This is a genomic window from Filimonas zeae (assembly GCF_014641615.1).
In the GTDB taxonomy this organism is placed as follows: Bacteria; Bacteroidota; Bacteroidia; order Chitinophagales; family Chitinophagaceae; genus Filimonas; species Filimonas zeae.
This window is the reverse complement of record NZ_BMIB01000003.1, coordinates 676,895-690,783: the sequence shown is the minus strand read 5'-3', so window position 1 is coordinate 690,783 and position 13,889 is coordinate 676,895. Positions and strand designations below refer to the sequence as shown.

12 protein-coding genes are annotated in these 13,889 nt (G+C 47.0%); 7 read left to right on the top strand and 5 right to left on the bottom strand.

The features are described from left to right. Positions 1 to 89 precede the first annotated feature (89 nt). Complete coding sequence (locus tag IEY13_RS15995) at positions 90 to 974, top strand: helix-turn-helix domain-containing protein (RefSeq protein WP_188953878.1); 885 nt, start codon at positions 90 to 92, stop codon at positions 972 to 974. Positions 975 to 1,857: 883 nt separating this feature from the next. Next, the gene (locus IEY13_RS15990; protein WP_188953875.1) at positions 1,858 to 2,292 is read left to right on the top strand and encodes a hypothetical protein; all 435 of its coding nucleotides are present in this window, start codon (positions 1,858 to 1,860) and stop codon (positions 2,290 to 2,292) included. A gap of 124 nt (positions 2,293 to 2,416) precedes the next feature. Here the strand turns inward: IEY13_RS15990 and IEY13_RS15985 are convergent, their stop codons facing one another. The 3 genes from IEY13_RS15985 to IEY13_RS15975 form a co-directional block, all read right to left on the bottom strand. After that, complete coding sequence (locus tag IEY13_RS15985) at positions 2,417 to 3,352, bottom strand: ADP-ribosylglycohydrolase family protein (protein WP_188953873.1); 936 nt, start codon at positions 3,350 to 3,352, stop codon at positions 2,417 to 2,419. Between the two features lie 41 nt (positions 3,353 to 3,393). Beyond that, the gene (locus tag IEY13_RS15980) at positions 3,394 to 3,804 is read right to left on the bottom strand and encodes a hypothetical protein (protein WP_188953871.1); all 411 of its coding nucleotides are present in this window, start codon (positions 3,802 to 3,804) and stop codon (positions 3,394 to 3,396) included. Positions 3,805 to 4,313: 509 nt separating this feature from the next. Then, positions 4,314 to 4,754 (bottom strand): hypothetical protein, encoded by a 441-nt coding sequence (locus IEY13_RS15975; RefSeq protein WP_188953869.1) that lies wholly within the window; start codon positions 4,752 to 4,754, stop codon positions 4,314 to 4,316. 391 nt (positions 4,755 to 5,145) lie between these two features. On the opposite strand from IEY13_RS15975, the gene IEY13_RS15970 reads away from it, so the two are divergent. Together IEY13_RS15970 and IEY13_RS15965 are read left to right on the top strand one after the other, a co-directional pair. Beyond that, on the top strand, positions 5,146 to 7,692 hold the full coding sequence (locus IEY13_RS15970; RefSeq protein ID WP_188953867.1) for a TonB-dependent receptor: 2,547 nt from the start codon (positions 5,146 to 5,148) through the stop codon (positions 7,690 to 7,692). Positions 7,693 to 7,839: 147 nt separating this feature from the next. Further along, a complete protein-coding gene (locus tag IEY13_RS15965; RefSeq protein WP_188953865.1) occupies positions 7,840 to 8,799 on the top strand; it encodes a hypothetical protein in 960 nt (319 codons plus the stop codon). A gap of 59 nt (positions 8,800 to 8,858) precedes the next feature. Here the strand turns inward: IEY13_RS15965 and IEY13_RS15960 are convergent, their stop codons facing one another. After that, on the bottom strand, positions 8,859 to 10,697 hold the full coding sequence (locus IEY13_RS15960) for a family 2A encapsulin nanocompartment cargo protein cysteine desulfurase (RefSeq protein ID WP_188953863.1): 1,839 nt from the start codon (positions 10,695 to 10,697) through the stop codon (positions 8,859 to 8,861). Further along, entirely contained in the window at positions 10,681 to 11,601 is a 921-nt protein-coding gene (locus IEY13_RS15955; RefSeq protein WP_188953861.1) for a family 2A encapsulin nanocompartment shell protein, read from the bottom strand. Before IEY13_RS15955 ends, IEY13_RS15960 begins: the two co-directional genes overlap by 17 nt. 144 nt (positions 11,602 to 11,745) lie before the next feature. On the opposite strand from IEY13_RS15955, the gene IEY13_RS15950 reads away from it, so the two are divergent. The 3 genes from IEY13_RS15950 to metI are packed head-to-tail and all read left to right on the top strand — an operon-like array spanning position 11,746 to position 13,885. Then, positions 11,746 to 12,195, top strand: a complete 450-nt coding sequence (locus tag IEY13_RS15950) for a DUF4395 domain-containing protein (protein ID WP_188953860.1) — start codon at positions 11,746 to 11,748, stop codon at positions 12,193 to 12,195. A gap of 15 nt (positions 12,196 to 12,210) precedes the next feature. Further along, entirely contained in the window at positions 12,211 to 13,239 is a 1,029-nt protein-coding gene (locus tag IEY13_RS15945; protein WP_188953857.1) for a methionine ABC transporter ATP-binding protein, read from the top strand. After that, the gene (metI, locus tag IEY13_RS15940) at positions 13,232 to 13,885 is read left to right on the top strand and encodes a methionine ABC transporter permease MetI (RefSeq protein WP_188953855.1); all 654 of its coding nucleotides are present in this window, start codon (positions 13,232 to 13,234) and stop codon (positions 13,883 to 13,885) included. Before IEY13_RS15945 ends, metI begins: the two co-directional genes overlap by 8 nt. The last annotated feature ends 4 nt before the right edge of the window (positions 13,886 to 13,889 follow it).

Sequence of the window (13,889 nt, the reverse complement as noted above, 5' to 3'; positions counted from 1 at the left end):
CGGTAAAAAGACTGTAAACGGGTTGTAAAATCTTTGTAAATGAACAGGTTACAGTATTTCCGCTGAAAGGAACTGCCTAATTTCACAATATGATGTATCGGCGACATTTAATAGTAATACTGGCTTTGTTTGCCACCTTTTGTTACAGCAACGGGTATGGCCGTACTGCACGGTCGCCATTCGGCAACGCAGCGGCAGGTATTATTATGCGGCAGATTGGTCATCAGTTACTGCTGGCGGCTGGCGACGACACCTCACGGGTACTACCCGTGCAGCAGGTAGCAGACAATGAATTTCGCATCAGTTTTGAAAGTCCGTTCTCTTTTCACCCTGATACGCTGATAGCCATTGTAAGCCGCAACCTGGCAACCGGCGGCACCCTGCCTGCCCAATATGTGGTAAATGTATTGGCCTGCAATAACCGTGAAGTGGTTTACGGTTTTGCCAAAGGGGTCAGCAACATGCCATCACCCTGCAGCAACCGCAAACAGCCTGCTGACTGCTATCAGATACAAATTCTCTTTTCCGAACCACCGGCGCGGGTACAAAACAAAATGCTCTGGGGCGCCGGCGCTTCCCTGATAGCACTTACCGGCCTTGGTATGTGGTACAAACGGAGACAAAAACAGCCCGCACACGTAGCTGACACTCCCGAAGCCGCTTCCACAGAAGCTCCGGTAAGCATAGGCGCTTACGCTTTTTATCCAGAACAGCAACGCCTGCAATATCAGCAACAGGAAATACCACTAACCAGCAAAGAAAGCAAGCTGTTGGGCATATTTGCCAGACACTTAAATCAACTGATCAGCCGCGATCAGTTACAAAAAGAAGGATGGGAGGAAGAAGGGGTAATAACAGGACGCAGCCTGGATATGTATGTTTCTAAACTCCGCAAGCATCTGCAGCAGGATATTCAGGTAAAGCTGGTAAACGTACACGGCAGAGGTTACCGGCTGGAAGTAACAGCAGAATAATTTCCGGCACCTCTGAAATTTTTCCGCGCACATGTGCCAACAAACTACGCGCAACTGACAACAAACCGGGCAGATGTGATCACTGTTGAGCACACCTGATATTATTTTGCGAACGTGTCAAATATTACTCCGCACATCTGATAATAAATCGCGCAGATGTGCAACGCTTTCGGGTACATCTGCGCTTTTTTCCCGCACATGTAACAATTGTCGCTGCACACTTGCCTGCCGCCGGAAAAGAACTATCCCGCCACAGAAAACACTTCCTCAACAATCGGGGAAGACTGCCCGGCCATAGAAAATACTTCCTCAACAATCGGGGAAGTTTACCCGGTCGAAGAAAACACTTCCCCGCTAACCGGGGAAGACTGCCCGGCCACAGAAAACACTTCCTCCGTAATCGGGGAAGTTTGCCCAGTCGCAGAAAATACTTCCCCGCTAATCGGGGAAGACTGCCCGGCCACAGAAAACACTTCCTCCGTAATCGGGGAAGTTTACCCAGTCGCAGAAAACACTTCCTCAGTAATCAGGGAAGTTTACCCAGCCGCAGAAAACACTTCCTCAATAATCGGGGAAAATTCCCCGGTAGCAGGGTTTGACTTTCCTGGCGCAGAATAATCTTCCTCAACAATCGGGGAAGTATTCCCGGTGGCTGAAAAAGCTATCAGGTGATGAAAAAAGCTCACCGGCCACCAATGTTCTTTATACCAAACACACGCAACATGCACCGCAACCGCACAGAAGCTGTTCATTAACGAACAGTGTACACTTCACAAGGCCCCATACTTACATCTGACAACCAATCACTTATCACTGGCATGGCGTATTGGCATTCCGTTGGACTTATCTATTCTATAAACGCAAAAACATTAAACTTACTATTATGAAAAAGTTCATCATCGCCGCCATCACCGTAATTACCTTAGCAAGCACTGCCTTTGCAGCAGACAACAACGATAAAGCAACCAGCTTATTTAAAGCCGCTTACCCAGGCGCCACCAACGTACATTACAAAACAACAGGAGAGCTGGTGAGCATCAGCTTTGTATCGGACAGTACACGTATGCAGGCTTTTTATAACACATCAGGTGAGCAGGTAGCCATAAGCCGGGAAATAAGCACTCAAAGCCTGCCGCTGCGCGCGCAACGCTACATTACAGAAAAGTTCAGTGATTATACCACTAAAGAAGTAATTGAAATGGACCACAGCACCGAGGGCACCAACTATTACGTATCACTGGTAAATGGCAACCAGAAAGTAATTGCACAGGTGAGTGTTGGGGGAGAAGTGAGTGTGTTTAAGAAATCAGGTAGATAATATACACGGGCAAAAGCTACAAGGTGGATGAATCAGGTAACTGGTGCATCCACTTTTTTCTTTAGAACCATTCATCCGGTAAAAGTGAGGTATAGTAAGTCATTTCAATATTCTCCATTACGGATCACTTTTGTTTTGAAAAAATGGAACTACCAAACTTCTCTGTCTGTAGCAACCATTGCTCCGGAATAGTTGCTGCACCAGCACTTAACACTACAACACTGCCAATGATAGCACCAATAGTATCTCTGTCGCCCAGTCCACTGATGCCCTTCCAGATAGCTTCGGAATAAGAGCCTGAATTATTGGCTATACACCATATCGCAAAAGGAACGGTGTCCTGTGCTGTCAATCGCAGTCCGTTTCCTAAAACAGCAACAATGGTTCTGATATCGTAATCCGCGGGTAGGGTAGCTGCTTTTTTTATCAGCCGCTTTACCTCACTTTCCGGTGTATGACTTATTACAAAATCATATAGTGTTGCCGGTGGCAATCTCTCTCTATTAATACCTTTCCTGGCACAGATACATGCAGCCAGCGCTACACTAATGGCACCAGCAACAGCCTCACTATGATAATGCGTAACCTCAGCCGCCAGCCGGGCCTGCTCAATCACCTGCCTGGTATCGTTATAAAAGTAAGCCCCTATGAGTCCCGAACGCATAGCAGCTCCATTACCCATAGAACCCATACCATCAAACACATTGCTGCTTACCTGCTTCCAATGCTGCCCTTCAGCAATACCCCGTAAAATAGAGTGAGCGGTACCGCCATAACCACGGTAGTTATCCAGCAGATAATTATCTGCAAATTCCTTAGCCAGCGCATTCTGATCAATGTGGCCATAGGCCGATAATACATTGTATATACCAATACCCATAACGGTATCATCGGTATACAACCAATCACCTGGCTGCAATCTTCTTTCCTGTATACGGGCATTTATTTCTGCTTCGGGGCCAAAAAAGGTTTCTCCCAAAGCATCGCCTACAGAAAGACCTGTAAGAGATATACCCGCAAGGTTGATAGGTGTAATAGCAGTCATTTCAGATTTATCCAACCAATAGTTTATCAATATTATTAATACTCATAAAGTAAAAACTATTCTTCCGCAAAACAAATCCTGGGGTGCCATTTCCATACACTGGCAACAGGCCTCCCATAGGCTAAGGCTGGTTGCCATCGGGGTGTTTTCTTAAACAGCTCCGCTATATATTTTTTCACCCCCTCTCTGATGGGAGCCTGAATTTCCACAGCCGTTACAACGCCCAAACTGTCCACAGAAACATTGGCTGTAAAATGAAAAGCTTCTGGCGGTACACTGTCTATATCAACTCTCATAAGTGTATCAATAATCGTATCTGCAAAACGGCGAAAAGCCAATTGACCACCCGGGAAAACTGCCTCCGTTTGTGAAGTTCGCGCGGGTTTATTTTGTGCAGAAGTGTTGCAGGCAGAAGCGCACAGTGCAACGGTAATGGCGCATATATAAAAGCGGCGAAAGCGGGTCATTGGGTTTTGTTTTGTAAATTAAGTAATCAACACTATTACCCGCTGCATTTTTGTTACCTTTAACTACCCACCTTTAAAATATTACCGTGAAAGCATTCATTACCTTGCCCGTTATTCTGTTGCTACTGTCAGTAGCAGCCTGCGAGGCCCCGGAAGCATCTGATAAAACGCTCGATTTCGTCAGTTTTCAGTTAACCACTCCATCAGGCTGGGCGAAAATTTCACAAAAAAAGGTACAGACAGTTATATAGGCGGTTTAACCAATGGGCAGGACACACTTTGGTTTGATCATGGCATGTACGATGTGGGGTTTCCTGTGGATGATGAAGATTTACGCACGCAGTAGAAGATACTGTAAACGGTATAGAAGCTTTTATTGCCAGCACAGATACTCCCGCTACAGGTATAGCAGCTGCATTTCAAAAAGTGTATGCAGGTATACTTACCAAAGAAGAACGTGCTTATCTAAAACAAAAAAACCGGTGATATCACCGGTTTTTTATTTCTATTTACATATCTGATAAATATTCCAGACGCAATCTCCACCACCGGATGGTTTCCAACAGGTCGGAAACAAGTGCTTCGCCAGGTTTAGGCTGAATGGATGTTTCTATAATTCCATCCGATAAACTTACCTGATATTCGCACACCTGTATTAATCTTTCGCGGAAGCTGCATTTATCCAGCGCATCCGAAAAGCCGGCGTAGGGACTTAAATCCACTTTAAACATTTCCATAAACACTTCTGCGTACTTCTCAACATCATTGCGATGGGCCTGATTAGCAGGATCTGAGAGATTCAATGCCAGGTAAGAGTAATTATTGGTGGCATATAGCATTACAATAAAAACGCAGAAGTCTTCAGGCGTTGAGCGCCAATGCTTTTTAACGTAATATTCAGCTTCGGATTCAACAAGCAATTCGTCCGTTTGTGCATGATTCGTGTTCATAAGGCTCCAATATTTACAGTAATAAAAAACTATCATCGTCCGGCTAACCGGTTACGGATTCTCATAATATATTGGATAATGGAAAGGAACGATTGCCTTTCATAGGTTGACGGTATATTAAAGATAATGTAATTATTTACATACCGGTGGAGATTATTTACCGGATTCTTAGTACACTATCTATCAGCAAATTACAACTTATTATTTCTAAAGTCGTCATATTTCTTTTGAACTATCAACAGGATAACTATATTTGTCTACACATACAGTAGACTAATGATCTCCAACCTCAACACATACCGCTCTTTTATCTGCTGCTGTTGTTGCAGCTGTAAAACCGTGTGTTGATTCTATAAATCACCTGTTCACCAAACCAATCAAAAACATTCTTATGAGAAGGACATTACATTTAGTAATGCTTATGCTGCTATCAACAGCTACAACTTTTGCCCAGCAAACGATTACAGGAACCGTTAAAACGGCAGAAGGAAAACCGGTTGCCAATGCCACTGTACAAATTAAAGGATCTAAAACCTACGCCGTGGCTGACAGCACCGGCAGGTTCAGTATTACATCGGCCAAAGAACCGCCTTATATTTTACGCATCAGCAGTGTGGGCTACAAACAGCTGGAAGCCGTTGTTACCAACACGCAGGCCAGCCCTTTGTTTACGCTGATACATGATAACCGGCTTACAGAAGTGGTAATCACCTCCCGCCGCCGTAGTGAAACCGCACAGGACGTACCCATTCCTATTTCTGTGGTAGGTGGGGCACAGGCCGCAGATGCAGGTGCTTTTAACGTAAACCGCCTGAAAGAGCTGGTACCTACCGTACAGCTGTATTCTTCCAACCCGCGTAACACTACATTAAACATACGCGGACTGGGTTCTACCTTTGGCCTTACCAACGATGGTATTGACCCCGGTGTAGGCTTTTATGTGGATGGTGTGTATTATGCGCGCCCTGCCGCTACCACGCTTGACTTTATAGATATAGAACAGATAGAGGTATTGCGCGGCCCACAGGGTACGCTGTTTGGTAAAAACACTACCGCAGGTGCATTTAACATTACCACCAAAGGGCCTTCCTTTAAATCCGGTGCCAGTGCCGAGTTAAGCTATGGCAACTTTGGGTTTATACAGGCCAAGGCTTCGGTAACAGGCCCTTTAAGCCGCAAACTGGCAGGCAGAATATCCTTCTCCGGTACCCAGCGTGATGGGGTAATTTATAATACCGCCAGCCAGAAATATATCAACGATCTGAACAACCTGGGGGTACGTGGCCAGTTACTGTTTACCCCTACAGATAAAATCAAAATTACGCTGGCAGGCGATGCCTCTCAGCAACGTCCGGAAGGGTATGCACAGGTGGTAGCCGGTATAGTACCTACTAAAAGAGCAGCTTACCGCCAGTTCAGACAGATTATTGCAGATCTGAATTACAAACTGCCCAGCGAGAATGCTTTTGACCGCCTGGTAGACCATAACACCACCTGGCGCTCCGGCAACAAGCTGGGTGGCGTATCGCTGAACATTGATGCCAAAATAGGAGAGGGTACCTTAACCTCTACTACCGCCTGGCGTTACTGGAACTGGGACCCATCTAACGACCGCGACTTTACCGGCCTGGCAGTACTGTCACTATCACAAGCCACTTCCAAACACAAGCAATGGACGCAGGAACTGCGCTATGCAGGTAATGTATCTAAAAACGTAAGTGGTGTAATAGGTGCTTTCGCTATCAGCCAGGATTTGCTGACAGATCCCTTCCATGTGGAAGAATCCGGCAATGCCCAATGGCGTTTTTCGCAGGATGATACTACTTCGTTATGGAAAACACCGGGACTGTTTGACGGCTATGGCATTAAAACCTATTCCAGACTCAAAACCTTTGGTGGTGCTGTGTTTGCGCAGGCAGACTGGGCTATTACCGATAAGTTACACCTGTTGCCGGGCATCCGTTACAACTACGATAAAAAGGAAGTGGATTACAACCGCCAAACCTACGGAGGCCTGCAAACTACCGACCCCAAACTGGTGGCACTTAAAAACAAGGTATATAGCAACCAGGCCTTTAATACCAACGTGGACGAAAGCAATTTTTCTGGTCAGTTAACGCTTGCCTATAAAGCCAGCAAACACCTGAATGCCTTTGCCACTTACTCCACCAGCTACAAACCCATTGGCGTAAACCTGGGTGGTCTGCCTACTTCCGGCGGAAAGGTTATGACAGAGCTGGCCCGTATTAACCCCGAGTATGTAAAACATGCAGAAGTAGGTATTAAAACATCACCCACTGAAAACATAACCGCCAACCTTACCTTCCACCATACCGATATTAAAGACTACCAGACGCAGGTACAAACTGCCGAAGTAGGCGTAAACCGCGGCTACCTGGCCAATGCAGAAAAAGTGCGTGTACTGGGTGTGGAACTGGATGCGAACGCCAGACTGAGCGATTATGTGAATATATACACCGCCGTAGCCTATACAGATGGCAAATATGTATCGTTTAAAAATGCACCCGTACCACTGGAAGAAACCGGCTCGCCCAGCGCCTTTAAAGATATATCGGGCGGCAGACTGCCAGGTATTTCCAAATGGGCAGGCTCGCTGGGTGGTGAACTTACTTCTAAAACCGGATCGCTGTTCGGCCAGTCGGGCCGCTTTTTCCTGGGAGCAGATGCTTATTACCGTTCTGAATTTTCCTCCAGTCCTTCACCTTCTGCCTACCTGAACATAGATGGCTATGCGCTGCTGAATGCCAGACTGGGCTTTAAGGCGTATGAAGGCTTTACCATTTTCGTATGGGGCCGTAACATTCTGGATAAGAATTACTACGAGCAACTGCTGCCTGCAGCTGGCAATGCCGGGCATTATGCAGCCGTACTGGGCGATCAGCGTACGTATGGTATTACCTTACGGTACTCCTTATAATACGGTTTGCTACCTTTGATCGCCACAAAAAAGGGCGCTTTCTGTACAGGGAAGCGCCCTTTTTTATTTCTCCGGCAAATTCAACATCTTTGAGGCAATTGATATTCCTGCAATGGAAGAATAAATAATAACTCTTAAACCTTTGAAATGAAAAGAAAAACGCTCTCTTTATGCCTGTTGTTATGGGCAGCACAATCAACCGCCCAGACTACGATTGACCAGAACGGGGTAAAAACCTCTGTAACTGACTTATTAGCAGCTAATGCCACACAGCCCATGCGTTATGAAGTAGCCACGGTATGCTACAACTCTTTTCACTGGCAAAACGGAGGTAGCATAGTAGTTGAACTGTTTCAACAATTTTATCAACCATCCTATGCCCGGTATCTGGTGGAAATAGGATATGGAACCGGCGCCAACAGTGGAACCCCTCAGTTAAAGCTAACTGAAACCTCCGGTTTTATGGCTGCCCGTATTATACTGGGTAACCCTTCTGATTTATCTACCAGCTACGGAGGCTATGTAAACCGTGTACTTCCTGTTTACTGCGACGTTGCCAACTACAGCAACTGCAGGGTTAAAATCACCTATCTGCAAACACCCGCCGATCCTTTAGTGAGCTTTAATCAGATAAAAGTGAACACTGCACCAACGGGTACAACCACTCCTGCATTTAACCCGCCTCAATTGTCAGACCTGCCGGTTGCATCCAATAAGCTGCTTACTATTACAGGGGAAGGCAACCATTACATCTCTAATGGCAACGTAGGTATAGGCACAACTGACCCGAAAGAAAAGCTATCAGTAAAAGGTGCTATCATGGCACATAAGATTCGTGTTACACAACTCGGATGGTCAGACTATGTATTTGATTCTTCGTACCAGTTAAAACCATTGCCGCAGGTTGAAAAGTATATTCAGCATAACAAGCATCTGCCGGAAGTTCCTTCTGCCGAAGAAGTAAAAAAGGAGGGAATAGAGGTGGGCGAAAGTCAGGCCATGCTGCTTAAAAAGATTGAAGAACTTACGCTCTATATTATTGAGCAGCATAAAAAGCAGGAAGCGCTGGAAAAGCGGGTAATGGAACTGGAAACAAAGGTTAAATAACCAAAGCGATGCTCGCCGACCAATAAAAAGAAAGCGCCGCAGTTAAGGCGGCGTTTCCATTATTTAACCAATCGCCAGAGTGTGCTCACTAATCTGTCCACATCTTCACAGGTGTTATAAAACGCCAGCGAAGGGCGAACAGAGGTTTCCACGCCCATTCTGCGCAGAATAGGCTGTGCACAGTGATGGCCGGTTCTTACCGCTATCCCTTCCTTGTTCAACGCTTTGCCCACCTCGTCATTGGAATGACCTTTCAGGTTAAAAGACAGTACGCTGGCTTTGTCTGGCGCAGTACCAATCAGGCGCAGGCCCGGTATCTGCTTCATATGATACGTAGCGTATTCCAGCAGCCAGTGTTCGTACTGGTTAATAGCAGGCAGGCCAATTTTAGTAACATAATCAATAGCCGCACCCAGCCCCACTGCATCCGCTATATTTCCGGTACCGGCTTCAAAACGGTTAGGAGCGGGGTGGTATTGAATTTCTTCAAACGTTACGTCTTTAATCATGTTACCGCCGCCTTGCCAGGGTTCTGTGGCATTGAGCAGGTGCTCTTTGCCGTATAACACCCCTATGCCGGTAGGGCCAAACACTTTATGGCCGGAGAAGGCAAACCAGTCTGCATCCAGCGCCTGTACATTCACAGGGATGTGCGATACGGATTGCGCACCATCTACCAGTACTTTAGCTCCGGCAGCATGTGCCATAGCAATGATCTGCTGAGCGGGCGTAACCGTACCCAATGCATTGGACACCTGTGTAAAGGCCACCAGCCGGGTTTTAGGCGTTAACAGTTTTGCATAGGCATCCAGCAATATCTGGCCATCATCATCAACCGGAATCACTTTCAGGGTTAAGCCTTTTTTATCAGCCAGCCTTTTCCAGGGTACTATGTTGGCGTGGTGTTCCAGGTGACTCACAATAATTTCATCACCCGGTGCCAGATGCTGTTCGCCCCAGCTTTGGGCCACCAGATTTATGGCTTCTGTGGCACCCCTTACAAAAATGATTTCGTTGGCAGAACGTGCACCCAGAAAAGCCCTTACTTTTTCGCGCGCCGCCTCATAGGCATCTGTAGCGCGGGCTGCCAGTTCATGTGCCGCACGGTGTATGTTAGAATTTTCGTGCTGGTAAAAGCTGGAAATTCTGTCAATTACCAGTTGCGGTTTTTGCGTGGTAGCGGCGTTATCCAGCCATACCAGCGATTTTCCGTTTACCTTTTCTTTCACCAGAATGGGAAAGTCGTTACGGATAGCATAGGCATCAAAAGCCGGTCCGCCAAACGCATGTTTCAGCTGCGAAGGCTGCACACCACTGGTAGTACCATAGTTGGCAAACTGCTGCTCATTCAAAAAGTAAAAAGAGGGCGGAGGCGTGGGTGCAGCTGCAAGCGGAAAACTAACCGGCACACGTGGCTGGCTACTGTGCTGTTGCTGAAAAAACGGAGGCAGATCAAACTGAAACGGGTTTTCCCATTCACCTGAATGAGGTGCCTTAGCTGCTCCAGGCGTGATGTTGCGCAGATTGTTATCCGGAAAACTGGTAGCGGGTTCTTTGATATTGAAACTATTACCCTGCTGCAGGTAGGAGGGCGATGCGCCGCTGCCTGCTACCGCAACCGGCGCGCGGCCGGCACCAGTTGCATACTGTTGCTGAGGAGCCTTACCCGCAACAGCCGTATAACCGGAAGAAGCGGCACCCGCATCCTCCCAGAACACGGGCAGCTGTATGCTATTGGCCAGTGTTTCTGCCATGCCTGATGCAATAGGGTGATCTTCCGGTTGTAGCGACACCGCACCGGGAGCCTCGCCAGGCAGGGCCCGGAAAAAGGCATTGGCCAGTTGCTGCAATTGTGCAACATCCGGCAGGCCGGGTGGCTGGTTAGTATTTGTACTCATAGTAATTACCTATTTCTACATCATCCAATACAGCAATAGCATCATCTACCAGCACAGCCAGTGAACAATACAGCGATACCAGGTAGGAGGCGATAGCACGGTCGTTAATGCCCATAAACCTTACCGATAAGCCCGGTGTTTGCTCACCCTGTAAACCGGGTTGAAACAGGCCTATTACACCCTGGCGCGATTCACCGGTACGCAACAGAATAACTTTGGTTTTACCGTTTTCAATGGGCAGTTTATCAGATGGAATAAGCGGAATGCCCCTCCAGGTAAGAAACTGCGAACCAAATAAAGAAACCGTAGGCGGGGGCACACCACGGCGGGTGCATTCCCTGCCAAAAGCAGCAATAGCCAGCGGGTGTAACAGAAAAAAGCCAGGCTCTTTCCACACACGGGAAATGAGCTCATCCAGATCGTCAGGAGCGGGGCCGCCTTTGCGTGTTTTAATACGTTGTTCCGGTGCTACGCTGTGCAGCAGACCATAGCTGCGGTTGTTGATTAATTCGCTTTCCTGTCTTTCTTTAATGGTTTCAATGGCCAGACGTAGCTGCTCTGAAATCTGATTATAAGGTTTGCTGTACAAATCAGACACCCGGGTATGCACATCTACAATGGTTTGTACTGCAGCCAGGTTATACTCGCGCGGGTCTTCCACATAATCCACAAAGGTTTGCGGCAGTATCTTTTCGTCTCTGGTAGAACAGTCTACTTCAATCTGCGTAGCGTTTTTTACTTTGTTTAAACGGAATACGCCCGACTCTACCGGTACCCAATGCAGCAGTTGTGTTAACCACCGGGGTGAAATGGTAATCATCTGGGGGGCGGTTCTGGTTGCAATTGCAAGTTGCCTCGCGGCTACGTCGCCCAAAGCAGTCTGTTGTGTTTTTTCTGTTGCCATAGTTTTGTTGAGTGAGTGAGGTAATAGTAGTCTCTACAAAGAAACATTAACAACTCCTATTAACCAACCTTTTTGGTAGGGTAATGTAAATTATTTAGCTTTGTCTCAGAAACAACCGGTTAGCGGTGCTTTTACAGAATACACATGAACCAGACAAAAGGACTTTATTTAGATGAGCACGTGGTACGGGTAGTGGCGGCACAGGTAAGTATAGCAACCATAGTAATACTGCTGACGGGCTGGCTGGTTCCTGCCCTGTTGCTGGTGGCTGATTTTGCCATACGGGCATTCAGCACCCGCACCTCACCATTGGCTTTTGCAGCAAAAGCACTGGTTAAAAGTGCAGGCTGGGCAGCAAAGCCGGTATTTGCGCCTCCTAAAAAGTTTGCTGCACTGCTGGGCTTTGTGTTTTCACTTACTATATCTGTATTGCTGTTATTACAAGTTCCGGTAGCAGCCAATATAACAGCAGGTGTGTTGTTGTTTTGCGCCGTACTGGAATCGGCCTTTAAAATATGTTTAGGGTGTTATACGTACAACTGGCTGATACTGCCTTTGGTAAACGCCTTTCAAAAGAACAACCAGCACCCTTAATTCAAGCATCTCTGAATGATTGTTATTCAAAATTTATCCAAACAGTTCCGTCATAAGAATCAGGTATATCAGGCTTTAGATAAGGTAAGTCTGGATATTGCTGAAGGGGATATTGTAGGAATTATAGGAAGGTCCGGCGCCGGAAAGAGTACATTGATACGCTGCGTAAACATGCTGGAACGCCCCGATGAGGGCGCGGTGATGATACACGGCAGAAACCTGGCCACCTGCACGCCGAAGCAGCTGGCCGATGAAAGGAAGAAAATAGGGATGATATTCCAGCATTTTAACCTGCTTTCTTCCAGAACTGTTTTTGATAATGTAGCCCTGCCACTGGAGCTGGATAAAACCGACAAGGCCACTATTCACCGTAAAGTAACTGCATTACTGGAAGTGGTAGGGCTACAAAACAAAGCAGACGAATACCCCAGGAGTTTATCGGGCGGCCAGAAACAACGTGTAGCTATTGCACGGGCATTGGCCAACGACCCGCATTTGCTGTTGTGTGATGAGGCTACCAGCGCGCTGGACCCGGAAACCACACAGAGTATACTACAGCTACTGCGCGATATTAACCGCCGCCTGAATATTACCATACTGCTGATTACGCACGAAATGCATGTGGTAAAATCTATCTGTAATCATGTAGCTGTTATTGACCAGGGTAAACTGGTAGCACAGGGCACACTGGAAACCCTGCTGAAAGAAAGTCAGCACCCGGTTATTCAGCAGTTCATACACACCCAGGCCATGAGTTTACCACCAGATATTTACAACACGCTGCAACCGGAATATACGCCAGGCCTGCATCCGCTGGTAGAAATTGAGCTGGAGGGCAATGTGGCCTTTGACAGTCTGGTAAACACTTTTCATAGTCAGTATCATTTACCTTATAAGCTGATTAAGGCAGATATTGAATACCTGGGCAGCACCAACTTTGGCCGGGTACTATTACACCTGCAGGGTACAGACGATAGTAACCGCAATGCACTGTTGTACCTGAACAGCCATCACATCAAAAATACAATCAGAGGATATGCCTGATACCACACTTTCCCTGTTACTGAAGGGACTGGGGGAAACCGTTTTTATGACGTTTGTATCCGGCTTCTTTGGCTTTGCCCTGGGGTTACCTGCCGGAATATTCCTGTACCTTACGCGTAAAGGACAATTGCTGGAGCATGTGCTGTATAACCGCATACTATCTGTAACCATAAACATATTCCGGTCTATTCCTTTTATCATTCTTATTGTATGGATGATACCGTTTACCCGGATACTTGTTGGCACTTCTATAGGCATGGCTGCCGCGCTTGTTCCGCTGAGCATTGGCGCTGCGCCTTTTATTGCGCGACTGGTAGAGAACAGCTTGCTGGAAGTACCGGGCGGACTGGTAGAAACTGCCAGAGCCATGGGTGCTACACCCGTGCAGATTGTAACCAAAGTATTACTGCCCGAAGCATTGCCTTCGCTGATTAACGCTGCCGCTATTACGCTGATTGCCCTGGTAGGCTATTCTGCTATGGGAGGCGCCGTAGGAGCAGGGGGGCTGGGACAAATAGGTTACCAGTACGGTTATGTAGGTTATGATGCTTTTATTATGAACAGCGTATTAGTGCTGCTGGTAGCCCTGGTATTTGCTATACAGGCCACAGGCGACCGTCTTTCCCGAAAATTCAATCACCGGTAAATAA

Excerpts from the sequence above, each read along its gene's own strand:
- IEY13_RS15975 (WP_188953869.1), bottom strand. The coding sequence starts at position 4,754 with ATGAACACGAATCATGCACAAACGGACGAATTGCTTGTTGAATCCGAA.
- IEY13_RS15945 (WP_188953857.1), top strand. The coding sequence starts at position 12,211 with ATGATTGTTATTCAAAATTTATCCAAACAGTTCCGTCATAAGAATCAG.
- IEY13_RS15995 (WP_188953878.1), top strand. The coding sequence starts at position 90 with ATGATGTATCGGCGACATTTAATAGTAATACTGGCTTTGTTTGCCACC.
- IEY13_RS15965 (WP_188953865.1), top strand. The coding sequence starts at position 7,840 with ATGAAAAGAAAAACGCTCTCTTTATGCCTGTTGTTATGGGCAGCACAA.
- IEY13_RS15970 (WP_188953867.1), top strand. The coding sequence starts at position 5,146 with ATGAGAAGGACATTACATTTAGTAATGCTTATGCTGCTATCAACAGCT.
- IEY13_RS15980 (WP_188953871.1), bottom strand. The coding sequence starts at position 3,804 with ATGACCCGCTTTCGCCGCTTTTATATATGCGCCATTACCGTTGCACTG.
- IEY13_RS15950 (WP_188953860.1), top strand. The coding sequence starts at position 11,746 with ATGAACCAGACAAAAGGACTTTATTTAGATGAGCACGTGGTACGGGTA.
- metI (WP_188953855.1), top strand. The coding sequence starts at position 13,232 with ATGCCTGATACCACACTTTCCCTGTTACTGAAGGGACTGGGGGAAACC.
- IEY13_RS15960 (WP_188953863.1), bottom strand. The coding sequence starts at position 10,697 with ATGAGTACAAATACTAACCAGCCACCCGGCCTGCCGGATGTTGCACAA.
- IEY13_RS15990 (WP_188953875.1), top strand. The coding sequence starts at position 1,858 with ATGAAAAAGTTCATCATCGCCGCCATCACCGTAATTACCTTAGCAAGC.
- IEY13_RS15955 (WP_188953861.1), bottom strand. The coding sequence starts at position 11,601 with ATGGCAACAGAAAAAACACAACAGACTGCTTTGGGCGACGTAGCCGCG.